General features: G+C 57.6%; 20 protein-coding genes, 6 pseudogenes and 1 riboswitch. Of the genes and pseudogenes, 9 read left to right on the top strand and 17 right to left on the bottom strand.

What is annotated here, in order from left to right; genetic code table 11:
- Positions 1-23: 23 nt before the first annotated feature.
- The gene (locus tag ACYZTR_RS11665) at positions 24-680 is read right to left on the bottom strand and encodes a DUF2931 family protein (RefSeq protein WP_461979668.1); all 657 of its coding nucleotides are present in this window, start codon (positions 678-680) and stop codon (positions 24-26) included.
- Positions 680-2226: pseudogene (locus tag ACYZTR_RS11660) on the bottom strand (DUF2235 domain-containing protein). The gene ACYZTR_RS11665 and the pseudogene ACYZTR_RS11660 overlap by 1 nt, the downstream one beginning before the upstream one ends.
- Before the next feature lie 199 nt (positions 2227-2425).
- On the opposite strand from ACYZTR_RS11660, the gene ACYZTR_RS11655 reads away from it, so the two are divergent.
- Positions 2426-2593, top strand: a complete 168-nt coding sequence (locus ACYZTR_RS11655; protein ID WP_461979934.1) for a hypothetical protein — start codon at positions 2426-2428, stop codon at positions 2591-2593.
- A gap of 92 nt (positions 2594-2685) precedes the next feature.
- On the opposite strand, the pseudogene ACYZTR_RS11650 reads toward ACYZTR_RS11655, so the two are convergent.
- Positions 2686-2871, bottom strand: a pseudogene (locus ACYZTR_RS11650) (MFS transporter); the annotation flags it as partial.
- On the opposite strand from ACYZTR_RS11650, the pseudogene ACYZTR_RS11645 reads away from it, so the two are divergent.
- Positions 2872-3055: pseudogene (locus ACYZTR_RS11645) on the top strand (PaaI family thioesterase); the annotation flags it as partial. It abuts the pseudogene before it with no gap.
- Positions 3056-3126: 71 nt separating this feature from the next.
- Entirely contained in the window at positions 3127-3534 is a 408-nt protein-coding gene (locus ACYZTR_RS11640; RefSeq protein ID WP_461978940.1) for a hypothetical protein, read from the top strand.
- 55 nt (positions 3535-3589) lie between these two features.
- Here ACYZTR_RS11640 and ACYZTR_RS11635 read toward each other — a convergent pair whose 3' ends face one another.
- The 3 genes and pseudogenes from ACYZTR_RS11635 to ACYZTR_RS11625 form a co-directional block, all read right to left on the bottom strand.
- Positions 3590-4285, bottom strand: coding sequence for a tRNA (adenine(22)-N(1))-methyltransferase (locus tag ACYZTR_RS11635; protein ID WP_461978938.1), 696 nt, complete (start codon positions 4283-4285; stop codon positions 3590-3592).
- 275 nt (positions 4286-4560) lie between these two features.
- Positions 4561-5157, bottom strand: a complete 597-nt coding sequence (locus tag ACYZTR_RS11630; protein WP_461978936.1) for an eCIS core domain-containing protein — start codon at positions 5155-5157, stop codon at positions 4561-4563.
- Between the two features lie 141 nt (positions 5158-5298).
- Positions 5299-5361, bottom strand: a pseudogene (locus tag ACYZTR_RS11625) (AraC family transcriptional regulator); the annotation flags it as partial.
- Between the two features lie 135 nt (positions 5362-5496).
- Positions 5497-5699: riboswitch (cobalamin riboswitch) on the top strand.
- 139 nt (positions 5700-5838) lie between these two features.
- Here ACYZTR_RS11625 and ACYZTR_RS11620 point away from each other — a divergent pair.
- Genes ACYZTR_RS11620 through ACYZTR_RS11610 form a run of 3 tightly spaced genes read left to right on the top strand, consistent with a single transcriptional unit; the run spans position 5839 to position 8653 of the window.
- Positions 5839-6852, top strand: a complete 1014-nt coding sequence (locus ACYZTR_RS11620; protein WP_461978934.1) for an ABC transporter substrate-binding protein — start codon at positions 5839-5841, stop codon at positions 6850-6852.
- A gap of 8 nt (positions 6853-6860) precedes the next feature.
- Positions 6861-7865: a FecCD family ABC transporter permease gene (locus tag ACYZTR_RS11615; protein ID WP_461979666.1), complete on the top strand. Its 1005-nt coding sequence runs from the start codon at positions 6861-6863 to the stop codon at positions 7863-7865.
- Positions 7862-8653, top strand: coding sequence for an ABC transporter ATP-binding protein (locus ACYZTR_RS11610; RefSeq protein WP_461978932.1), 792 nt, complete (start codon positions 7862-7864; stop codon positions 8651-8653). Before ACYZTR_RS11615 ends, ACYZTR_RS11610 begins: the two co-directional genes overlap by 4 nt.
- 240 nt (positions 8654-8893) lie before the next feature.
- On the opposite strand, the gene ACYZTR_RS11605 is transcribed toward ACYZTR_RS11610, so the two are convergent.
- From ACYZTR_RS11605 to ACYZTR_RS11575, 7 genes are all read right to left on the bottom strand, one after another.
- A complete protein-coding gene (locus tag ACYZTR_RS11605; RefSeq protein WP_461978930.1) occupies positions 8894-9232 on the bottom strand; it encodes a copper-binding protein in 339 nt (112 codons plus the stop codon).
- Between the two features lie 11 nt (positions 9233-9243).
- A complete protein-coding gene (locus ACYZTR_RS11600) occupies positions 9244-12387 on the bottom strand; it encodes an efflux RND transporter permease subunit (protein ID WP_461978928.1) in 3144 nt (1047 codons plus the stop codon).
- Positions 12384-13868, bottom strand: a complete 1485-nt coding sequence (locus ACYZTR_RS11595; protein WP_461978926.1) for an efflux RND transporter periplasmic adaptor subunit — start codon at positions 13866-13868, stop codon at positions 12384-12386. Before ACYZTR_RS11595 ends, ACYZTR_RS11600 begins: the two co-directional genes overlap by 4 nt.
- Positions 13865-15121 (bottom strand): TolC family protein, encoded by a 1257-nt coding sequence (locus tag ACYZTR_RS11590; RefSeq protein WP_461978924.1) that lies wholly within the window; start codon positions 15119-15121, stop codon positions 13865-13867. The genes ACYZTR_RS11595 and ACYZTR_RS11590 overlap by 4 nt, the downstream gene beginning before the upstream one ends.
- A gap of 99 nt (positions 15122-15220) precedes the next feature.
- Positions 15221-15562 carry a hypothetical protein gene (locus ACYZTR_RS11585; RefSeq protein WP_461978922.1) on the bottom strand — a complete coding sequence of 114 codons (342 nt, stop codon included), beginning with the start codon at positions 15560-15562 and terminating at the stop codon, positions 15221-15223.
- Positions 15563-15714: 152 nt separating this feature from the next.
- A complete protein-coding gene (locus ACYZTR_RS11580; RefSeq protein WP_461978921.1) occupies positions 15715-16854 on the bottom strand; it encodes a nickel/cobalt efflux protein RcnA in 1140 nt (379 codons plus the stop codon).
- A gap of 8 nt (positions 16855-16862) precedes the next feature.
- Positions 16863-17138, bottom strand: a complete 276-nt coding sequence (locus ACYZTR_RS11575; RefSeq protein WP_461978919.1) for a metal/formaldehyde-sensitive transcriptional repressor — start codon at positions 17136-17138, stop codon at positions 16863-16865.
- A 176-nt stretch (positions 17139-17314) separates the two neighbouring features.
- Here ACYZTR_RS11575 and ACYZTR_RS11570 point away from each other — a divergent pair.
- The 3 genes and pseudogenes from ACYZTR_RS11570 to ACYZTR_RS11560 all read left to right on the top strand — a co-directional run.
- A pseudogene (locus ACYZTR_RS11570) lies at positions 17315-17620 on the top strand (copper resistance protein B); the annotation flags it as partial.
- A 51-nt stretch (positions 17621-17671) separates the two neighbouring features.
- Complete coding sequence (gene copC, locus ACYZTR_RS11565; RefSeq protein WP_461978917.1) at positions 17672-18055, top strand: copper homeostasis periplasmic binding protein CopC; 384 nt, start codon at positions 17672-17674, stop codon at positions 18053-18055.
- A 3-nt stretch (positions 18056-18058) separates the two neighbouring features.
- Positions 18059-18452 (top strand): annotated as a pseudogene (locus tag ACYZTR_RS11560) (copper homeostasis membrane protein CopD); the annotation flags it as partial.
- A 169-nt stretch (positions 18453-18621) separates the two neighbouring features.
- Here ACYZTR_RS11560 and ACYZTR_RS11555 read toward each other — a convergent pair.
- The 4 genes from ACYZTR_RS11555 to ACYZTR_RS11540 form a co-directional block, all read right to left on the bottom strand.
- Positions 18622-20523: a potassium transporter Kup gene (locus ACYZTR_RS11555; RefSeq protein ID WP_461978915.1), complete on the bottom strand. Its 1902-nt coding sequence runs from the start codon at positions 20521-20523 to the stop codon at positions 18622-18624.
- 415 nt (positions 20524-20938) lie between these two features.
- Positions 20939-21487, bottom strand: coding sequence for an antibiotic biosynthesis monooxygenase (locus ACYZTR_RS11550; protein WP_461978913.1), 549 nt, complete (start codon positions 21485-21487; stop codon positions 20939-20941).
- A complete protein-coding gene (locus tag ACYZTR_RS11545; RefSeq protein WP_461978911.1) occupies positions 21484-22413 on the bottom strand; it encodes a catalase family peroxidase in 930 nt (309 codons plus the stop codon). Before ACYZTR_RS11545 ends, ACYZTR_RS11550 begins: the two co-directional genes overlap by 4 nt.
- A 114-nt stretch (positions 22414-22527) precedes the next feature.
- The gene (locus ACYZTR_RS11540; protein ID WP_461979664.1) at positions 22528-23634 is read right to left on the bottom strand and encodes an alkene reductase; all 1107 of its coding nucleotides are present in this window, start codon (positions 23632-23634) and stop codon (positions 22528-22530) included.
- Positions 23635-23692: the final 58 nt, after the last annotated feature.

The raw sequence follows: 23692 nt of genomic DNA, 5'->3' as shown, positions 1-23692 counted from the left end.
TCCGTTTTTTTGTTCGGCGATGTTTACCAACTGCCGTATGGGATGCCGAATCGCTCGATGTAGCGCTTGGCCTTGTCACTGACGGGATACGCATACTGCCCCTGACTTTTGCCTTGGTCTGGGCCCATCGGTTCTTTTTCTGCTTGGGCACGAGCAACCTTGACTGCTTTCATGCATTTATCCGCCACCCACACTTGGACAATGCCTCCAGGCGCTACACCAACATAAACCAACGCAACATTACCTGCGGGCTCATCCGGCGATGCAGGGCAACGTTCATTAAGCGTAGCGCGCATAATTTGCCGGGCGTCTTCGGGAATATCGACCCACGCGCGGTACGTTTGCGGCTCAACTATTGACTGCCAGCGAACAAAGATTCGCTTAGGTAACTCGGCACCCTCAACCTCACGAATGCCTCCGGTTATCTCGCCCCAACCTCGAGCGGATTCCGTGTCGTTTTCTGGCTCCCCCCCCGCTGCCGTACCGCCACCCGTGCGGCGGAACAGCTTGCCGTTGATGTCTTCAACCGTGCTGTCTTCAACCCAAGCCTTCATGTAGTACGGCTCGTTGAAGCTGAGGCTCCACCACTTTCTTGTGAGTTCCGAATCGGGTGATGCAAGGGTTGTGGCTTGGCAGCCTGAAACCAACAACATCCCCAACAACATCCCCAAAACACGCATCAAAACGTTCTCCAGCTTGAATCCTGCACATGAGGATGACGCACGCGCACGCCATCTTCAGTCGGTGCATTGGTGTAGCGGAGGTTCACGCCGCGCTCTCGACTTAACCCTATTGGATTGCTCCAGTTGGCAGACATATGGATGTAGCGCAATTTGAGCATTTTCTCTTCTGCGGCTGTCACCTCGTAGTTACCACCAAGAAACCTCTCGCAGAGTGCTTGAAGCTCTGACGGAACGGAATACTGAGAGGTTTTCGGAACATCCATAAACATCACACCCTTCTCCTTCGCCAATTTATGCATCAAGTGCAGATACACCACCGACAGCTTGCCACTGACCGGACGTTTAAGCTGCAATCCTGCATACACTCTCACCTGCTTGAACCCGACTGTCTGCTCTGCCCTGGACAGTGGGGTTGGATTCGGGGTCACGATTTCCAACATGGTCTGTGGCCAGCCACTGGCGACCAAACTCGCTTTCTGCTGCTGGGTATCTCGATAAATCGAGGTGGTTCGAATGTCGGTTCCCTGTTGCACCGTAAGAGCCTGCATAGGGCTGACCAATACGCACTCCTCCACTTCCTCCCGATAACCACCACCGATATCCGAATGAACACCTGGAACCGGGATTTCTGTGTGTGTGCAGGAATGACGGTGCTTAACGCAAAGTTGGCTCGATGTTCATCCCGTGCGGTCAGTTGAATGACATCGGTAAAGTATTTGCGGTCCAGGTAGAGCTTGATCCCCGGCGCCACCGGGCTTTGGATGTTACCAACGTTTGTGAACCCCGCGACCGAGGGGACGGTATCAAACAGACCGATAAACCCCATGATGATTTCGCTGTTGTACTGGGCACCAAAACTGGAGCTGAAGCCCTTGGGGTTGCTGCGTAGCACTTCGCCCAAGGGCCCTTGTTTGCAGCGTACGATTTCATTGGCGAAATGTCGGGCAGCGGCAGCGCCTCGACTGAATCCAAATGCGTCGAATGTGAGCGAAGTGATCTCGCTGTCAGGGTTACGATCTATCGCTTCCTTGATCAGTGTTTTCATGGCGACAAACGCTTTGTGTACCTTCCCCACTACACCTGCATCACCTCGCCCTGTGGCCGCAGCACCCATGCTGTCTTCAGCGCCCGCATCCGTACCGATCCCGTCGACATATAGGCTGCGCAGTACGAGTTTGGCCGAGCCATCGCTGCCGGCCGCTTCCGACGTCGAGTAGAGCGCATAAAGCTTGGATACGTTACTGACATCATTCCCATAACTCCCCTCCGGATCGGCCATATACGGCTTGCAGCTCGCATCGACGTCTTCCGGGCGGATCGGATGATGGGCGCCGCACACTAATCCTGATTCGGAGTTGCTCTCATTGTTCAGCGTTCCGTCAAAGAACACCCCAATGCGCAACGCTACCTTGATTTTATGCTTCTCAGGCGCCGGGACTTTGCCGTGCTTCTCATACTCGGCCCAGCGCTGGGCATGGATATCGACGGGTTTGGCTTCGTCGTACCGATAGTTTTTCGGGGGGTTGGGTACGTATCCACTCATTCCTTGATCACCTGGCTCCTTGGTACAACGGGTGCTGAGGGTGCCATTGCGGATCCAATCAAGCAACGCGTAGCCGGATGCCATCACCCAAAGACATTGCCCACGTCGATAGTCACCATCAACTCAATGAAGTTCTCTTAAAAATTCCGGGGCGTAACATCGCCTCCAACCCAACAACTACACCCCGGAGCACAAAATCATGAAACGCCAAACCCTCCTCAGCATCGCTTTCTCGGTTTTTGCAGTTAACGCTTTCGCCGCTACCTCTGCTCACCCGGTCGTCGCTGAAGGCGGCTCGGATCGTCTGATCGAAAGTCGTGTAGCCGAAGGCGGTTCTGATCGCCTGATCGAGAACCGTGCTGCATGAATGAATAGCTTTACCGCGGTACTCGACGAAAAGCCCGGCCTAATCAGCCGGGCTTTTTCGTGTGCAAAATAAATCAGTCTCCATTAACTGGGTCAGGCATCGCTACGGTGCGCATACCGCGAAAGCGCGATCTTGATGCCGATCAGCATTGGAGCGGCGATTGCAAACAACAGCGTAACGGCGAGGAACGCCGTGTCGAAGGCAATCACTCCTGGGATGACGCTTGTGCCGAGGACCACGGCATTGGCGACGACGTTATGTTCGATCAGGGCCTGAAGCAGTTCATCAAACCGACACCGATGGGTGTACCGCTGACCCTGCGTGCGAAAGTAGAAGGCGATGTCGGACAAAAGTCGCGTCATCTGTGAGGTCTACGCGGGGGACGTGCTCACGGCTATTGGAGACTCCATTTTTGTTCGCGTAAATACCGAGCAACTGGCAGCCGTCGCTTATAGTCGGTAGCTGGAGAGCACACAGGGGCTGGAAATCGAGGCGGCCCGTAACCTCAAGAACAACATTGAAAAGGAGTTCGAATGAAAACTGATTGGCAACAAATTCGGGAAATGATGAACACTGTTATCGATAGCTGTGAACAGATCGAAGCGGCAGGGTTCAGTGAGGAACATCGCTGCGCGACCGTGGAAATCAAGGGCATCGATTACTCCGTTCAGGAGTTTTTAATCAGTGCCTGGACACTCCCGGAGAACATTCGCTACCAGATCATTCGTGAGCGTCATGAAGCTGGAGATGACCTCCCCTATGTTCCCGAAGCAGCCCGCATTCTTGTCTCGATGGCGCAGACTTGCGCGGAATTGGTCGGGGCAGCCGACACGGCACCCGCTCAGAAAGCTATTGCGGGAATGAATCATTGGTACAAGGCCTACGCTGTACCGCATATGACGACAGCCATCGGGCTGGCAAAAAACCAATCTGACGCTTAGTTTCGTTCTCGCGCATCGGTACGGGGTGAGATCCGCCTCGGTTCAGTTGCTGGGCTCAAGCCAGCAGCTCGGTGATCCACCGGGCCTGCCGGGCGATGTCTTGCACCTTCTCCTCGGGCACGGCTTGCCGCGCTCGGGCGAAGTGGGTCAGGGTTTTCTGCTTCTGGCGCAGCATGCGTTGCCACTTGACCAGGAACGCCGGGCTGCGTGCCTGCATCTGCAGCGGGCCGAAGTACAGCTCCTCGGCGGTGTACATCACCGGCCCGGCGCGCTCGGCGACGATGATTTCGTAGTCGAAGCGCTTTTCCCGCAGCAGTTCCTCGCAAAGGATGCGGTAGCCATTTTCCATCAGCCATTGGCGCAGTGGCTGCTCGCCGCCGTTGGGCTGCAAGATCAGGCGCTCCTGGCCGCTCAGACGCGCCTTGCCGCTGTCGAGAATGTCGCGGATCGTCTCGCCGCCCATGCCGCAGATGCTGATCGCCGTGATTCCGTCTCCCGGCTCGATCGCCGCCAGGCCATTGGCCAAGCGCACGGTGATCCCCTGGTCCAGGCCATTCTCGCGCACGGTGCGTTCGGCCGAGCGGAACGGCGTCAATGCCACCTCGCCGGCCACCGCCGCCGCGATGGCGCCACGGCGCATCAACGCCACCGGCAGGTAGCCGTGATCCGAGCCGATATCGGCCAGGCGCGCACCGGCTGGCACATGCGCCGCCACACGCTCCAGGCGCATGGACAGTGTCTGTTCGTTCAACTGCAGCCCCTTTTCACCACAAGCGTCCAGCGCCTTTGGCCGGATCGGGACGCGATTCTGTCGAGCAACGCCGTGCATTTCAAATTTATGTGACCAGGGCCATGGCTCGATCCGTACCTAACGCTCGCCTATCGGCCCAAAGCGAACCCTGGTTGTGGGGCGATTTTGGCCGACCTTTGCGGAGCTTGAGAGGCTGCAATGGGACGATTTTTGCCTGTCACTACTGCCGAAATCAACACAATGCAGCCAGTCGTGACGGGCAGCTTCGCTACCCTTCAGTCAGTCCCTTCCCGCACCAACCGTCTGACCTCAGCCTGTATGGCATAAGCCGGCGCCTCCACAGCATTGAAATCTTGTGTATACCGCTGGGCGAATCCTTCTACCCCCCATTCCTGATACTGCTGCACATGCTTTAATTCGTGAGCCCAGAGCGCGATGTTCTGTTCTGCGGTTTGAGCGTCCCGGAAGAGGATGATGTCGATCAGCGTCACGGCACCGACATCGGGGTTTTGCAGCATGGCAGTGGCGGTGCTGAATTGGCCGTTGTCGCTAACCTTGTAGCGCGCGGTATCGAGGACGCTGGGGTCGTACCAGCGCAGCAGTTGCTCCCGGATGTGCGGTGGAATGGGTTGGATGCCGGCGTTGGCTGCTTCAGCGCGGGCTTGGGTCAGCCACAGCGCCAAGGCAGGTGCCGCGATCTGGAAGATGCCATCAGACAGGGGGCTGAGCAGCTGTCCTGCGTCTGGCAGGCAGATGCAGCTGTCCAGGCACACTTGTTTCTCGCCAGCTGGGCAGGCGTTGGTCTGGGCCGGCACTTCAAGCGTCAGGCAAAGAACAAACAGCGCCACCAGGCGCGTGGTGATAGGCGGCATTGGGCGCTCCAAGGACGGACGCAGCACGAACAGTGGGTCACAATTGATCGACGACCCGCATAACTTTAGCGTATCGCTGTCGGTCTCTTCTCGATGACCGCTTCACGCCCTGAGAAAGTCAGTCGTGAACAGACAGTTATCCCGGTTGAGGATGCCGAGCGCGATCAGCGAGTCGAGTTCGTTGAAACCGTCGAAAGTCAGGATGCATCAGGAGCCTCGTGCGAGTGGAGACGTTGTTGGCGTCATCGTAAAATCGACGATCAATACATTCAAATAATTGTCATGGATACATGACGACAGCCTGTTATCAGCCAACAGCGCTCAGTGGTGATATACGGCATGATCGACTACCATGCCGGCCGCCGGTTTCCAAATGGGATTAATAGGGAATCCAAGATGCCTGACACGGCATCAAACGGAACTGCCCCCGCAACTGTAGGTGCTGAGCCTGCTCCTGAACTGCCACTGGGATCACTCCCGGGAAGGCTGGAGCCTGGCGACGACGCATCAGTCAGGAGACCTGCCGGCCAAGTAAATCACTAACCGGCGGGGTGTTCGGGAAGGACATCCTTGCGCCGAGCGTTCCTGAGTGATCGGCACTTCACTGCTTCAATGGCAGCGTTCGATGATGTGTTTCCAGTCCGTACCCCTGCTCTTGTACGGTCAAATGGAGATTGCGTCATGCTGCTGTTCCGCCTTGCCACCCTCGCCACTGCCCTGGGTCTGTCCACCCTCGCCCATGCGGCCCCGACCCACTATCCCCTGACCGTCGAGAACTGTGGCAGCACGCTGACCTTTCAGCAGGCACCCAGCCGTGTCGTGACCATCGGCCAGGCGGGCACTGAAATGTTCTACGCCATGGGCCTTGGCAACACGCTGGTCGGCACTTCGCTGTGGTTCAACGATGTGCTGGCCACGCACAAGACAGAGAACGAGACGATCGAACGCCTGGCCGACAACGAGCCGAGTTTCGAGGCGGTGATCGGCAAGCGTCCACAGCTGGTGGCAGTGGAGTTGGAGTGGATGGTCGGTCCGCAAGGCGTGGTCGGTACTCGCGACCAGTTTCACGAACTGAAAATCCCGACCTACTTGATGCCGTCCGACTGCGAAGCCAAGGACAACCTGGTCGGTGCCGATGGCACACGTCTGGAGGCATTTCACATCGACAGCCTCTACAAAAGCATCAGCCAATTGGCTGAAATTTTCGATGCGCAGGAACGTGGCCAGCAGCTGACCGCCCAACTCAAGGCCAGCCTGGCCAAGTCCATTGCCACCGTACAGAACAAGGATCTGAAGCACACCAGTGCGCTGTTCTGGTTCTCCAGCGCCAGTCTGGATATCGACCCCTATGTCGCCGGGCACAAGGGCATTCCCGACTTCATGATGAATACGTTGGGTGTGCGCAACGTGGTTCAGTCTGATGAAGAATGGCCAACAGTCGGCTGGGAAACCATCGCCAAGGCCAACCCGACCTTCCTGGTCATCGCACGCATGGATCGCCGTCGATTCCCGGCTGACGACTATCAAAAGAAAGTGGAATTCCTGCGCAGCGACCCGGTGACCCGCAACATGGACGCCGTGAAAAACAACCGCATCATCATCCTCGACGCCATGGCCATGCAGGCCAGCGTGAGAATGTTCGACGGTCTTGAAACCCTGGCATCAGCCATCAACGGCTACGACCTGCAGAAATGACCAGGGTGCTGATTCGTACGCTGCTGGCATTGCTGACACTGCTGTTGGCCGTGATTGCCGGTGTGACCATCGGTGAAACGAGCATCGAACCGAGTGTGGTGTTCCAGGTGCTGGCGAACAAACTGTGGACTGCCGGTTATGTCCTCGACCCGATAGACGAAGGCATCGTCTGGAATTACCGCCTGACCCGCGCGCTGGTGGCAGCGGCCTGCGGTGCGGGCCTGGCCACCTGCGGGGTGATCCTGCAATCGCTGTTGCGCAACCCGCTGGCCGATCCTTATCTGCTCGGCATTTCCGCCGGCGCCTCGACAGGCGCTGTACTGGTGGCATTGCTGGGTCTCGGGGCGGGGTTGATTTCGCTCTCGGTGGGGGCGTTTGCCGGCGCCGTTGCCGCCTTTGCCGTGGTTGTTTTGCTGGCCCGCGCCAGTGGTTCAAACGGCGGCACCGGGCAAATCATCCTGGCGGGGATTGCCGGTTCGCAGTTGTTCAATGCGCTCACCGCGTTTCTGATCACCAAGTCGGCCAGTTCCGAACAGGCCCGCGGCATCATGTTCTGGTTGCTGGGCAATCTCAGCGGCGTGCGCTGGCCATCGGTGTGGCTGTCGGTGCCCGTGGCATTGACCGGTCTCGCGGTGTGCCTGTGGCACCGTCGGGCGCTGGATGCCTTCACTTTTGGTGCCGACTCAGCCGCCTCGCTCGGCATTCCAGTACGCCGAGTGCAATTTTTGTTGATCAGCTGCGCCGCACTGGTGACGGCAGTGATGGTGTCGATTGTCGGCTCCATCGGTTTCGTCGGCCTGGTCATCCCCCATGCCGTGCGACTGCTGCTGGGCACCCGGCATGCGCGTCTGCTGCCGGCGAGCGCGCTGGGTGGTGCAGTGTTTCTGATCGCCGCCGATATCCTCTCCCGGACGCTGATCAAAGGCCAGGTGATCCCGGTCGGCGTCATCACCGCATTGGTTGGCGCGCCGGTGTTCGCGTTGATCCTGATCGGTCGGAGGAATGCTCGATGAATGCTGCCTCGCCAGTCATCAGCGACTCCGTACTGCGTTGTTCCGGCCTCGGGTTTCATGTCGGCGACGCTGAGTTGCTGCACGGTATCCACCTGGACATCCGTCGTGGTGAAACCCTGGGCCTCGTCGGGCCCAACGGTTCGGGAAAATCCACGCTGCTCAAACTGCTGGCCGGCGTGCGCATCCCCAGCCGGGGAGACATCCACCTCAACGGCCAGTGCCTCAGGGCACTGTCACGGCGAACCATCGCGCAAACCCTGGCGGTGGTAGAGCAACAGGCCGACACCTTGGATGCCATCAGTGTGTTTGATGCCGTAGCCCTGGGTCGAACGCCGTGGCTGTCGGCCTTGAGCCCTTGGTCGAGTGAGGACGATGCCATCGTCCTGCAGGCGCTGCGCGACGTCGATGCGGCGCACCTGAAAAACCGTACCTGGCACAGTCTGTCCGGCGGTGAACGTCAGCGTGTCCACATCGCTCGCGCCCTGGCCCAACGCCCGCAGATTCTGTTGCTGGACGAACCGACCAATCACTTGGATATCCAGCATCAGCTCGCCATTCTAAACGTTGTACAGGCTCTGCCGGTGACGACATTGATCGCCCTGCATGACCTGAATCAGGCGCTGATCTGTGATCGTTTGGCGGTACTGGATGAGGGGCGATTAGTGGCCCTCGGCAAGCCACTTGAGGTGCTGACCCCGCAATGCTTGCAGGATACATTCGGTGTGCACGGGCATTACCTTGTCGATCCTTTCGACGGCGCGCAGATTCTGCGATTTCGCTCTGTTTGACTTGCTCTCGGGTATTCGAGATATGTCGAACCTCAGGCGACTTCAATGCGCTGTACAACTCGCTGAACAGTCCCGAGCGGCGGAACTCGGGAAGGACGAACAGGGGCACCACTTCCACGACCTTTAATCCACGGTGAAGCGACGATCCGCCCTTCATCACGGGCTACCAGAAACCGTCCTTCACCGCCCAAATAGACCTCGTCAGCGTTGGCCATTTCAACGGTGTGTTGGGTGATCTGACTACGCCATGGACCGACCGCAACGTGGTGCCCTGAATTCGAAAGCCACCTGATCTCCAGCGCTTAGACCCTCCAATTGCTCCACCGTGGCGGAAAAAGCCATGGTCATAGCGGGCCACTGCACCGCCGGCACGGCGCCATGAGCGATAGTCCCAGTGTGCTTCTCGGAGTTAATAGCCTTGATAGAACCTTCCGCTTTGGCTGATGGAGCCTGCTTCGCATCCTGCTGCATCTGCATACCGTCCATACCGTCCATTTTCATGCCCGGCATATCCTCTGCCAGGACAGAAAAAGACAGCGTTACTACGGTGCTTGCAACTGCAATCAGGGTCAGTTTCATACGACTTTTCCTTAAGGGGTGGTGGGTTCAACTGGGAGATGGCGCCGACGCATCAGGCGATAGGCTGCCGGGATGACAAACAGAGACAGTAAGGGCGCCGTGATCATGCCACCCACCATGGGCGCGGCAATGCGGCTCATCACTTCACTACCGGCGCCACTGCCCAGAAGGATGGGTAACAGACCGGCAATGATCACGGCCACAGTCATGGCCTTGGGCCGAACGCGTTGCACCGCGCCTTCGCGAATTGCGCCTATCAATCCGAGTTCAGTGCTGTCGCCGAGATCCTCCCGTCCGGTCCAGGCGTTCTTCAGGTAGAGCAGCATGATCACGCCAAACTCAGCAGAAACACCGGCCAGCGCGATAAAACCAACGCCGGTGGCCACCGACAGGTTGAATCCCAATAAATAGAGGAACCATGCGCCGCCAGTCAGTGCGAACGGTAGCGTGGCCATGATTAGCAAGGCCTCGTCGAAACGGGAGAAAGTCAGATAGAGCAGCACAAAGATGATCAACAACGTGGCGGGCACCACCAGCTTGAGCCTGGCGTTGGCACGCTCGAGAAACTCAAACTGTCCTGAGTAGCTCAGGCTCATACCGGAGTGCAACTTGACCTGTTCATTGACGACCCGGCGCAGGTCGGCGACCACCGAGGCGATATCCCGCCCCCGCACATCGATGTACACCCAGCCCGACGGTCGTGCATTTTCACTCTTGAGCATGGGCGGACCTTCGCTGACTTTAACCTTCGCGACCGTACCGAGGGTGATTTGGCTACCCAGAGGGGTGTAGATCGGCAACTGCTCAAGGGCGCTGATCGAGTCACGCCACTCCCGAGGGTAACGTACGTTGATCGGGAAGCGAGCCAGTCCTTCAATCGTCTCCCCAATGTTTTCACCACCGATAGCGCCGGCGACGATCGACTGCACGTCGGCGATATTCAGCCCGTAGCGAGCGGCCGCCTTGCGGTCGATATCCACGTCGATGTAGCGGCCACCCGTCAGTCGCTCGGCCAGAGCCGAACTGACACCGGGCACATCCTTGGCCACACGTTCGACGGCTTGGGTGACTGCGTCAATCTCCGTCAGATTAGTGCCAGAAACCTTCACCCCGATGGGACTCTTGATGCCCGTGGCCAGCATATCGATGCGGTTACGAATCGGCGGTATCCAGATGTTGGTCAAGCCGGGGACACGCACCACGCGGTCCAGCTCTTCCACCAGCTTTTCCTGGGTCATGCCTGGACGCCATTGCTCATATGGCTTGAACTGGATTGTAGTTTCGAACATCTCCAACGGTGCCGGGTCAGTGGCCGTTTCAGCACGACCCGCTTTACCGAAGACGTGTTCGACCTCAGGGACGGTCTTGATCAGCCGGTCAGTCTGTTGCAGGAGTTGTGCTGCCTTCTGAGCCGACAGCCCCGGTAGCGCCGATGGCATATAGAGCAGGTCCCCTTCATCCAGTGGTGGAAGAAATTCACCACCCAGGCGAGAGATCGGCCACAACGCGCTGACGAAAATCAGAAACGCAACCAGTAGCGTGACTTTAGGGCGACGCAATACAGCGTCCAGGGCTGGCTCGTAGATCCGGATCAACCAGCGGTTCAGTGGGTTCTGTTGCTCATTTGGAATTCGTCCGCGAATCCAGTACCCCATCAATACCGGTACCAGGGTTACCGACAGTCCGGCCGCTGCGGCCATGGCATACGTCTTGGTGAAGGCTAATGGACCGAACAGACGTCCTTCCTGAGCTTCCAGCGTAAACACCGGAATGAACGACAGGGTAATGATCAGCAGGCAGAAAAATAGTGCTGGTCCGACCTCCACCGCTGCTTCGGTCATCAAGTGCCAATGACGTTCCCCCTTCAGATCCTCCCCTGGGTTGGCCACGTGCCAAGCCTCAATTTTCTTGTGCGCGTTCTCGATCATCACCACCGCGGCATCGACCATCGCGCCGATGGCGATGGCAATACCACCCAACGACATGATGTTGGCGTTGATCCCCTGGTAGCGCATGACGATGAAGGCAATCAACACACCAACAGGCAGCGAGATGATCGCCACTAGGGATGAGCGCAAGTGCCATAGAAAGATCCCGCAAACCAACGCGACGACGATGAACTCTTCGATTAGCTTGTGGCTGAGATTTTCCACAGCGCGGTCGATCAGCTTGCTGCGGTCGTAGGTGGTGACGATTTCCACTCCGGCCGGCAAACTGCTTTTCAGCTCTTCGAGCTTGGTCTTGACCGCCGCGATAGTCTCGCGAGCGTTCTTGCCGCTGCGCAGGATCACCACGCCCCCGACAGTCTCGCCCTCGCCATCGAGTTCGGTGATGCCGCGACGCATTTCCGGTCCTAGCTGGATCGTAGCGACATCGCCAAGGGTCACCGGCACACCACCCGAACCCAGCTTGAGCGGGATTGCCCGAAAGTCATTGAGGGTCTTCAGGTAGCCGGAAGCCCGCACGATGAACTCGGTCTCGGCCATCTCCAGCACCGCCCCACCGGTTTCCTGATTGGCCTTGCCGATCGCCTCGGTTACCTCCGCCTGAGTGATGCCGAGGCTGGCCAGTTTGAGCGGATCAAGCTGCACCTGGTATTGCTTGACCATGCCCCCCACGGTGGCCACTTCCGCCACGTTGGGCAGGGTCTTGAGTTCGAACTTGAGGAACCAGTCCTGAAGTGCGCGAAGCTGCGCTAAATCGTGTCCGCCACTGCGATCCACTAGTGCGTACTGATAGATCCAACCCACCCCCGTCGCATCTGGTCCCAACGCCGGCTTGGCGCTGGCCGGCAAGCGGCTTTGGATCTGACTCAGGTATTCCAGCACCCGCGAGCGAGCCCAATACAAGTCGGTACCGTCTTCGAACAGCACGTAAACGAAGCTGTCACCGAAGAAAGAGAAACCACGTACGGTCTTGGCACCCGGCACCGAGAGCATGGTGGTGGCCAACGGATAGGTCACCTGGTTCTCAACGATCTGCGGCGCTTGTCCTGGGTAAGGGGTACGGATGATCACCTGCACATCCGACAGGTCCGGCAGTGCATCGATAGGCGTGCTTTGAACCGACCAAATTCCCCAGGCGGTGACGAAGAGTGTCGCCAGCAATACCAGAAATCGGTTGGCCACCGACCAACGAATCAGGGCAGCGATCATGGCTGGCTCCCCGATTTATCCAAGCGCTCTACACGCAAGCCATCGTCGGTTTGGCTCACCGCGATCCGAACCTTGTCGCCCGTTTTATGGCCCTGCACCAGAGCCGGATTGGCGAGTGGGAAAGTCATCGTCATACCAGGCATGCCGAGTGTCTTGAAGGGGCCATGGGCGAGCGTGACTTCTTTTTCGTTGATCTCAACGATTTGCCCATCCGCCTCGTGAAAGCTGGAGGCAGCTGCGCTGGGGGGTGGCTCTTGCTCCGAGGTTGCAACAATGCCCTTGAGACTGGCCTCCGAGTCGAGCAGGAACTGGCCAGAGGTAACGACCTTCTGTCCTTCTTCCAGACCTTTCAATATCGCCGTCTTGCCATCACTTTCCTGCCCGAGCTGCACCTCCACTGGACGATAGCGGCCAGCGTCTTCGGCGATCATCACCAAGGCACGTCGGCCAGTGCGAATGACGGCCTCGCTGGGCACCCACAACACACTTTGCTCGGTCGAGCGATTGAGGCGTACCTGCGCCGTCAAACCTGGTCTCAGGCGCCCGTCCGGATTGGGTAGTTCCACCCGAACACGAAGCGTGCGACTGTCTGGATTAGTTTCGGGCAAAATCGCGCTGACTTTGCCACTAAGCGTTTTCCCTGGAAAGGCTGGCAAGCGCGCTTCGGCTGCCTGCCCCACGGTGATAGCGGCGGAATCCGATTCTGGAACGGCCACGGCTAGCCAGACACTACTTAAGCCATTGACGCGTGCCAGAGTGTCACCAGTCGCCACGGTCATACCCGCGCGTACGTTCAACTCTTGCAATACGCCGGCAATGGGGCTGGTGAGCGTCTGGTACGGCTGAACCTTACCGCCACGCTCTACCTGAGAAATCAGTGCTGCCGGCATCCCTGTTAGCCGTAGGCGCTGACGGGCAGCAGCCAACAGGTCAGCATCCCCGCTGCGCTTCAGGGCAAGGAACTCTGTCTGAGCAGCGGCCCACTCGGGCACCAGGATATCCGCCAACGCCGCGTTGGCTTTGAGCACATCACCGGGCGCATGGGCATAGACCCGCTCCACAAAGCCCGAGGTACGTGCTTGAATCACAGCGACATCACGCTCGTTGAACGCCAAGACACCTGTCGCATCGAGGCTGGAGTCAAAGATTCCACGGGTCACTGTCGCAAAACGCAGTCCGAGATTCTGGGCCAGACTCGGATCGATACTGACGGTCGCACGATCCCCTGCGCCACTGGCGTACTGGGGGACCAGTTGCATGTCCATGAAGGGGGACTTACCCGGCTTATCGAACTTTTGCTGCGGGTACATAGGGTCGTACCAATACAGTGCTTTGCGTTCGCCCTGTGAATTCAGGCTCTGCTCCGGGGCGGCACTGGGTACTCCGTTAATGCGCTGATGAGCGAACCAGAAGCCACCACCAACACCCAATGCCAGCGAGATGCCTACCAGCAATGCCCCGTTCCATTTTGTAAGGATCATTGGCTGAACTCCCCATAAGCAAAGTAAAGCCGCGCACTGGTTAACGCTCGCTGCTCTTCCACGTCGATCTGTTTGAGGCGGGCTTCGATGAGTTCACGTCGGGCGGCAACAACAGCGTTCAAATCGCCTTTGCCGGCACGATAACTGGCCATGCTGAGTTCGACCTTTTCCTTGGCCAGCGGCAGCAGGCTTTCTTGGTTTCGGCGCACGGCACGATTCAGACGCTCATAGTCAGCGAGTTCGTTTTCAAGTTGCTGAGTATGCTCGCGTGACAGGGCTTCGCGCTCAGCCTCAAGTTGGCTGACTTCAGCCTGTTTGGCCGCGATTTTGGGGTTTTGGCGAGAGTCAGGAAACAGCGGTAGATCCCAGGAAAATTGCACGCTAACCATATCGCCGAACTCACGGCCACGGCGCTGGTAATCCAGTTCCCAGCTCCAGTCCGACTGCTTCTCCGACACGGCTTCACGAACCTTGGCTTGCGCTTCGCGGGTCATCGGCGCAAACGCTGCCAACTCGGGGTGGTGTTGGAGTTTATGAGGGTAGCTTGAGGAATTGACGGGCCATTCAGGCAAGCTGCCCACAGGCTTGTCGTTGGCGGCGGAGCCAATCCAGCGTTTGAGGGCCGCTCGGGCCTGTGCTCTTTGGAGAATCAGATCGTCCTGTTGCTCCGCCAGTTGAGACGCTTCTTGCTTAGGCGTCACCGCATCGGCGGGTTGAGCGCGGCCACCGGCAATCTGGGCCCGGACGGTATCGGTCAACAGGCGGTTTTCTTTGTAGAAGTCTTGGAACAGTACATCTTTGCGTTCAACCGAGTAGCTACTGATCCAAGCCAACGCCGTGGATTGGCGTACCTTCAGACGCTCGACTCGACGCTCCGCTGCGGCGCGATCAACGGCCGCATCGGCGACCTCGACGCGCGCTTTGCGCTTGTCGCTGTTGGGCATCTCTTGCCTGACCCCAACCATTTTCATGGTCATGAAGTCCTGATCGATGCTCCAGCGATCCGGACCGCCAATGGGGTAGTTCTGCACACCCAGCAGCAGCTTGGGATCGGGTAGTTCACCGGCGGGGATGGCTGCATTGCTGGCAGCCTGAATTTTGGCGTCTTGTGCAGTCAGCGACGGAGCATTGTTTTCGGCCAGACGCAGCGCTTCATCGAGTGTCAATGCGGCAGCGAGGCTCGGCAATGCCAGTATGCTTGCCGCCAGGCCGGCCACGAGGGACCAGCCCGTGCAATAGCACTTGGAGTTCATGTTTACGATTCCTGTGATCATCCACTGCACGCGTCAAAAGACATGCGCGCAGCTAGTCCATCCCGCTAAAGCGGAATGAGGCTCAATGTGGGACAGGAATCAAACGCGAGGCGGTCGCCACACCCCGGACGGGGTCTTTACGGGTAAGGATTCGCTGAAGAAGGAAAGCAATACGGGGCTGAATACGGTTACAGGAGGCTTGAAGATCGAGACTTGCAGCATGCCGCCTGACTTGCATTCTTGACCCGACTTACAAGGTTTGCCGTGCTCTGAAGCAGTTTTCATGTCGTTGCAGCAGTCCATCCCCATGTCGTCCATCATCGCCATGCCCATTGCCTTCATTGGGCACGGCTGCGTCGATGCCCGAACGCCCGCCATCCCGCTGAGGGGAAGCGCCAAGCTAATCATGAAGATGATGCAAAACCGCAGATAGCGTTTCATGGGCTGGAGTGTAGTCGCTGAAAATGGCTCTTACAATTGGACGCATGGCATAAACGGCCTGCCGAAGGCCTGACACAGGCGATAACACCGAACCTGAATTAAGCCAGCATTACCGGCACAAAGTTGAAACAACTAACGAGTCTGATTCCAGACTAGGCAGCACTCAAACCAATCCAGCCATGAACCCCCACGTAGAGTCCGACTCCGATGATCAGCACGCTGGACAGGTAAGGTGCGCGACGCGCAACTGCGCCAAGCCAAGGCCAGCGATTGGAAGCTTGTTTAGCGCCAATGGCCGCCGCCGCACCGACGGATACCAGCGTAAGCGCTAAACCAATGCTGAAACACAGAACCAGCATGCCCCCCAAGGCAATTTCTTTCACCTGAAGGCAGAGCAGCAGGACGGTGATAGCCGCAGGACAAGGTATCAGGCCCCCAGTCAAACCGAACATGATGATCTGGCCAGTGGTGACCTCACGATGGGTGAAGCGCTTACGGATATCGTTGGCATGGGCACGCTCATGCGCATCCTGATAACCGTCAATCGACAGTTCCAGGCCTTCCAGTTCGCAGTGCTCGTGACTGTGTCCGTGCGCCTGGTAATCCAGATCGTAATCATGGAAATGGCCAGCATGCCCAAGACTCAAGCGAGCACTAAACTCATGAGGCTCAGGAATATCGGCGGTCGATGCTAGGAAACCTTCGCGCTCGACGAACGAGAACGCTTGAATGCTGCCATCTGAACGGGTAGTCGTCAGTCGAACCTCTGCCCCTAGCCAGGCATGACCACTCAACACCTTCATGCGCCAGTGTGGGGGCATTCCCTGTTCGCAGATCGACAGTTCAACCCGCCCGTGGCCCGTATCGATGCGATGAGTCTCATCGTGATGAGCATGGTCATGTTCGCCATGATGGTGATCATCTCCTTGCTCGAACTTGAACATCTGCTCGCCGCGCCAGGTACGCCACAACATCCACACCGCAATCAGAATGATCAGCGCGCAGGACACGAGCTGGAAGTACGGTTCAGTAGTTTGAGCGTCCAGACCTTTGCCTAGATACATGCCACCGATGGCAACCAACCACACCACTGCGGTGTGCGAGAGCGTTGCGGCCAAGCCCAGCAGTACAGCCTGTTTCACCGATCCACGGATGGCGACGATGAACGCTGCCATCATGGTCTTTGAATGGCCGGGCTCAAGCCCGTGCAACGCACCTAGCAGTATCGCGCTCGGGAAGTAGAGCCACGCGTGGGTGCCGCCCTGTTGAAGCAGTTCTGCAAAATTTGGCATGACAGGGCCTACTTCGAGTAACGACGGATGGCTTCGAGCAACTCTTCGACGCCTTTGGCGCGCTCTTCATTGCTCAGCTCGGGATTGGCGACGTGTGCGTGGGCGTGAGCTTCGATAATTTCATCCATCAGGCCGTTCATTGCCCCGCGTGTAGCTGCGACAAGATGCAGCGTTTTGGCACAGTCAGCGTCCGACTCCAGCGCTCGCTCTATAGCCTGAACTTGTCCTGCAATACGTCGGACACGCTTCAACAAGTCGTCTTTTTGCCCATGAACATGCGCCATACCATACCCCCCTACCCTATATTTATGCGCATATTCACTCAGAATTAAGGCATTCGCAAGCCAGCACCCAATCGCATAAGAAAAAGAGCATTCCGAAAAGCCACACTGTTGATTTCACATAGATTTCCCAAGCTGACGGAAATGTAATCACCTGGTTGGCCTGGGTGTGACATCGTGAAGGTGGCCAAACCGCCGCGCGACTGGAAGGCGACTACGACATCCTGCTGACCAACAGGCTCATTTTGCAGCCAGCCGCCGAACTTAATTTCTACAGCAAAAACGACCCGCAACGAGGCATCGGTTCTGGTCTGTCCAACACCGAAGCGGGCCTGCGCCTGCGTTATGAAATCCGCCGGGAGTTTGCGCCTTACATCGGCGCGACCTGGAACAGCACCTACGGCAAAACCGCCGATTATGCCAAGGACGAAGGCGAGGATCGCAGCGACTCACGTCTCGTCCTCGGTGTTCGGCTGTGGCTCTAGAACGCGTCAACTTAACAATCAAAAACCGCTTAAAGCGGTGAGAGGCCTTGTATGCGCTTGATCAAAACCACCGCTGTTGCCATCGCACTGTCTACTGGGCTGCTCATGAGCACACTCGCTCAAGCGCACCCGAAACTGCTCTCCTCCACCCCGAAGGAAGGCGCGGACGGAGCGGCCCCCGGCAAGATCGAACTGCACTTCTCCGAGAACCTCATGACCCAGTACTCCGGCGCGAAACTGGTCATGACCGAAATGCCCGGCATGGCCCACTCCCCGATGCCCATGAAGGCCAAAGTCTCCGGCGGCAGCGACCCGAAAACCATGGTTATCACGCCGCTCTCACCGTTGCCCACTGGTAGCTATAAAGTCGAATGGCGCGCGGTGTCATCGGACACTCACCCGATCACCGGCAACGTTACATTCAAAGTGAAGTAATTGATGAGCGATTGGGCCAGCATTGCCCTGCGCTTCGGCTTGTACATGGATTTGATGCTGCTGTTTGGCGTAGCGCTTTTTGGCTTGTACAGCCTTAAAGGGCGAGAGCAAGTGTCGGGTCCCGTGTTGCCGTTTCGGTCTATGTTGGCGGGGACGACGGCGCTGGGTGTGCTGGTGTCTGTCGCCAGCATGGTGAAGATGGCGAGCGCCATGAGTGGGGAGTCGGACTTCGCTGAGCTGCGTCCGCATATTGCGGATGATGGTATTTGCGGCCCGGGCCGTCACCCGATTTGAATCGGCGGGCGCATTGATCGTAGTCGTCATAACGCTCACAGGAGTCGTGAACTTCCTGTTCATCGTGGGCCTAAAGCTCGATGCCGTGCTTCTAAGCACCTACGTTGGCTTGGTTGGGAACGTTGAGTCCCGAAATGGAGATAGCCTCCAAATAGCGTTGCCAAAATTCGTTCATCATCGCTATTGCGTGCGAGCAGTAGCTTGGCCTCCTGGCTAGTGAATATCTAGCTCAAGAGGAAGTGCAATGAACAGCTATCCGACTTTGTTTGCCTTTACATCTCTACTTGGGTTCCCAGCTCAATAACCCTGTTCAGTGGCAATTTGAAATACTTCAGGTTGCTGTTGGCGTTCTTCAGCAGAAACGCGAAAAGACTCTCCCGCCAGCGTGACATACCCATGCGCTTGGTTGGGATCACCGTCTCCCGACTGAGGAAATAGGTCGTGCGCATCGGACTGAAATCCAGCTCAGACAAGTGACAGAGACTTAACGCTTGGGGTACATCGGGCTCCTCGATAAAACCAAAGTGCAGACTGACCCGGAAGAACCCTTCGCCATAGGCCTCAACCTCAAACCGCCTGTCAGCACTCACGCGAGGACTGTCTTCGGACACCACGGTGAGCAGTACCACTTGCTCATGCAAAACCTGGTTATGCAGGAGATTGTGCAGTAGCGCATGCGGAACAGCATCTGCCCTGGCCGTCAGAAAAACCGCCGTGCCTTGTACGCGATGGGGAGGCTGCGTACGGATGCTGGCGATGAATAGCGGTAGTGGAAGCGCGGTTTCATCCAGCCGCTCAACAATAATCTTCCTGCCCCGCTTCCAGGTCGTCATCAAGATGAACAGACCAATGCCAGCGATCACCGGGAACGCACCGCCCTGAAAAATCTTCGGCGCATTGGCCGCGAAATACAGACCGTCCACCAGTAAAAATCCTAGCAGCATCGGGATGGCCAGCCAGCGCGGCGTTTTCCAAAGGAGCAGGACGACGGCCGAGGATAAGATTGTCGTGACCAACATGGTTCCCGTCACCGCGACTCCATAAGCGGCGGCCAAGGCACTGGATGACTCGAAACCGATCACCAACAGCACGACACCGACCATCAACGCCCAGTTAACTGTGCCGATGTAGATCTGCCCCTGCTCCTGGCTGGAGGTGTGCTGGATAAACATGCGAGGGACGTAACCCAGCTGAATGGCTTGGCGTGTCAGGGAGAAAGCACCGGAGATCACGGCTTGGGAAGCGATGATGGTGGCCAGGGTGGAGAGCGCGACCATTGGCAGCAGTGCCCAGCTCGGCGCAAGCAGATAGAACGGATTACGCACAGCCTCCGGGCTCTCCAGGATCAAGGCACCCTGGCCAAAATAATTGAGTACCAGCCCCGGCAACACCAAAATGAACCATGCACGAGAAATCGGTTTGCGACCAAAGTGGCCCATGTCGGCATACAGTGCTTCAGCACCCGTCAATGCCAACACCACAGCGCCCAAAATCGCCACACCCATTCCTGGATGAACCACAAAGAATTGCACTGCCCAAGCTGGGTTAAGCGCTTGCAGCACTTCGGGACGCTGCAAAATACCGTAGATCCCAAGGGCACCCAACACCACAAACCACAGCACCATGACCGGGCCAAACAGGATGCCGATTCGAGCCGTGCCATGTTTCTGTATCAAGAACAGCGCGACCAGCACGATCACTGACAAGGGCACCACCCAGTGCTCTATTCCGTCAAACGCCAGCTGTAGTCCTTCAACCGCAGAGAGCACCGAAATGGCCGGGGTGATCATGCTGTCCCCGTAAAAAAGTGCCGCACCGAACAGGCCGAGCAGCACCAGTACCTTGCTCATGTGCGGATAAGGTGCTGCTGCGCGGCGGGCTAATGCCGTCAATGCCATGATGCCGCCTTCGCCCTGGTTGTTGGCACGCAGGATGAACAGCACGTATTTGATCGAGACTACCCAGATCAGTGACCAAAAGATCAACGACAGAATGCCCAGCACGCCGTCGTGGTTTACCTGAACGCCGTAGTGGCCGGAAAATACTTCTTTCAGCGTGTAGAGGGGGCTGGTGCCAATGTCTCCGTAAACCACCCCGACAGCAGCGACGAGCAAGCCCACTCCTGAGGTTTTGGATGGGGAGTCTTCGTGTGCAACGGTCGCTGTCTCACTCAAGGGGCGCTTCTCTCAATTAACGGGGAGTCACTGCACGCCATCCTTGGGCAATACATTTTTCCAGGGCCGTCGAAAAAGCAAGGCACATGGACGATCTAAAAAATCGCGGCCAGTATCGTTGCGGGCAAAAACACCTACCGTAAAGAAAGCGTAAAAATATTACGGGAGATATCCGTTCCCCCCCGGTGTCAGGAAGGTGTGCTGGCCGGACGGATACGATCAGACCGAAACCAGTACGTTCAACCCTCGAAGTTCCTGACGCCCTACTTGGATACATGTACAGATAGTCAGTGCAAGGCATTCACTTGAGCGTCACGATCTCATCATGTAAGTCGCTATGGCTTCTTTTATCGGTGCTATCTCGGTGAGGCGCGTGCCGAACATTCGGCTGCAGCAAATCTCCTATTTGGGCGGATCAGCGCAACAACCAGCGTGACATAAGACGTGTCGTCATGGGCATCAACCAATAGGCCATATTGAAGGACACTAACCCAGCCACCAACACCTTGAACAACCAAGCCGGTAGATGCAGATCAGAAAGTTCAAGCAACACCGCCAAAAAACCCGGCATCAAAACTGACAATGGCAAGACTATCGACCAAGACAGTAGCCATTGCTTCCAGCGTGCAACCGTGGCCCGTCCTTGCATCGGCTCAAACCAGAATTTCGAATCATCGTCGGCGCGATGGTAATCCTGCCGCAGCCAGGGCCGCGACTCATGCAGCAATGCCTGGCGCACGTCAGAGCCCAACCACGCCAAGACATGTCCCTTGCTGGTAAAGCGCAGGATTATTGCGTATCGCAACTGCGACCCTACGGGTTTGACTACATCAGTAGCTAAATAACCAGGGAACTGCTGATGGGCATAGATGGCCTTGTTCATCCATTGCTCATACAAAGCCTGATGCTGCGGATTGACCTCATGCACAATCACACTGACGCCAATGTCGGCGTCAATGCTCATTGTTGTTGCCTTCTGAGCATCGCGCGGTGGTAGATACCTTCACGTGCGAGAATCATTGGATCGTGACTTGGCTTAATGCCGTCGAGCAAGCGTCCGGGGCTGAAGGCAAGCCGCTGCTGGGCGAGCTGCTGCTCCTCGGCCAGAACAAGAGCGTCGAGGGTCAAAATCCCCAGCTCGACTTCCTGATGGCTGCGCGACCAAGGAATCGAACCGTCTTCGATGGCGTCTTCTGGAGCTGCCAGTTGCACCATCAATCGCAACTTCACCGCTCCCTTGGTCAATCGTGCGCCGATTTCGTCCTGCAAGTAATCGGCAGGCATCGAGGCGGCTTGCTCGTCGCTCAACACAGGTTCTGGCAGCAACGGTTCAATGCGATAGCGACCGACATGGTCTTCACTCTGACGGTTGCTGAACACTAGGGCGTTGACGCCAAAGTATTCAGCACTAATGTAGCTGCTCGGTGCTGGCTTGGGCGTCTCAAGAAAATGCTGTGCCCTTGGATGGGTGACCAGAAAGGCTTGCAGTGGCAAAGGATCGGACGGTGTGGCGACGTTGGCAGCAATGCCTCGCAAAAAGCTTAGGAAGTCTTCGGGGGTGGCCACCGGAAAGCCATTGAACGAGTGCGCCACTATATCCGTGGACTCACCGTCCGGTAGCGTAAAACGAACGGCCAGACCATGGGGACTGGCCATCGGGTCACCGTCCTCGGTGGCAGGCAGGCCACTGAAGTTGGAGAACCTCAGCAATACGGGTACTGGCTGTCCCTGGAAATGAGCTGCTCGAGTAAGCGCCGGAGCCGCTTCAGAGGCGGTAAAGGTGCCACGTAACAACACGCCCTTGGCATGCGTTACGCGAAACCCGGGATGATGCCCGAAGGTCGCATAGAGAGCGTCAAGCAACGCGTCGTAGAGTTTGTCCTGGGGCATGGAGGTGTTTCTCACGGGAGAAGAATTATCTTCTTTGGCGGCGAAGGCAGAGGACGCTGTCAGCGTCCCTGCCAACAGCGCGCCTGCCATTAGTCGGGGCAGTCGCATCGGGGCTCAGCTCTGAGCCGCAAAGGATGGATAGTCCGTGTAACCCCGGGCGTCGCCACCGTAAAAAGTGCTGCCATCAGGCTCGGCTAACTCGGCGTTGAGCGCGAACCGCTGCGGCAGGTCGGGATTGGCGATGAAGGGTTTGCCGAACGCCACGGCATCGGCAAGTCCTTGCGCGACGATGTGTTGCGCGTCGGCCTGCTGATAGCCGCCGCATACGAAGATCGCACCGCTGAACGCCGAGCGCAGTTGCGCGCGAAACCCTGAGGGATAATCCACACAGGGCCACTCGGACACATGCAGGTAAGCGATGCGCCGCTGACTGAGAGACTCGGCGAGGTACAAAGTAATGTCCTGAGCTTCGACGCTGAAGTCCATATCGTTGACGCTGGGTGGGCACCATGGCGAAAGGCGGATACCGACCCGATCCGCGCCAATCGCAGCCGAGACCGCGTCCACCACTTCCACGACAAAACGTGCACGGTTCTCCAGCGAGCCACCGTAGCGGTCAGTGCGCTCGTTGGTGGTAACGGAGAGAAATTGCTCCAGCAAAAAACCGTTTGCGCCTTGCAGTTCAACCAGATCAAAGCCTGCGGCGCGGGCCCACAGTGCGGCCTGGACAAACTCCTGCACCACCGCCGCGATCCCCTCTTCGCTTAACGCCTCTGGCATGTCGCAATCGACCATACTCGGCATACCTTCATCATCGAAGGCGAAAATCTTGGCCTGTGCACGAATAGCTGAAGGCGCCAGAGGCGACTGGCCCTGGGGTAAGACCGAGTGATGGGAAATGCGGCCGACATGCCACAGCTGGGCGGCGATCAGACCTCCGTTGGCATGAACCTCGTCAGTCACCTGCCTCCAGCCAGCTTGCTGGGCCTCGGTATAGATCCCGGGTGTGTAGGCGTAGCCTTTGGCGCCGGGAGAAATCGGCATGCCTTCGCTGATCAGCAGCCCTGCACCTGCACGCTGTCCATAGTATCGGGCGTTGAGTGCTGTGGGGATATCCCCGGGCTGGGCAGAGCGCGAACGAGTCATCGGCGCCATCAGCACGCGGTTGGCCAAAGTGAATGGGCCGAGATCCAAAGGATCTAGTAACGTTTTTTGTACGATTCATGAATATGATTCTCTGTACAGCCGCCTACACACCAACGCGCGCAGGCGAACTGAT

It is taken from the genome of Pseudomonas sp. Hz4, assembly GCF_054898165.1.
The sequence above is the reverse complement of the archived record's forward strand: the minus strand, read 5'-3'. Positions and strand labels throughout refer to the sequence as shown.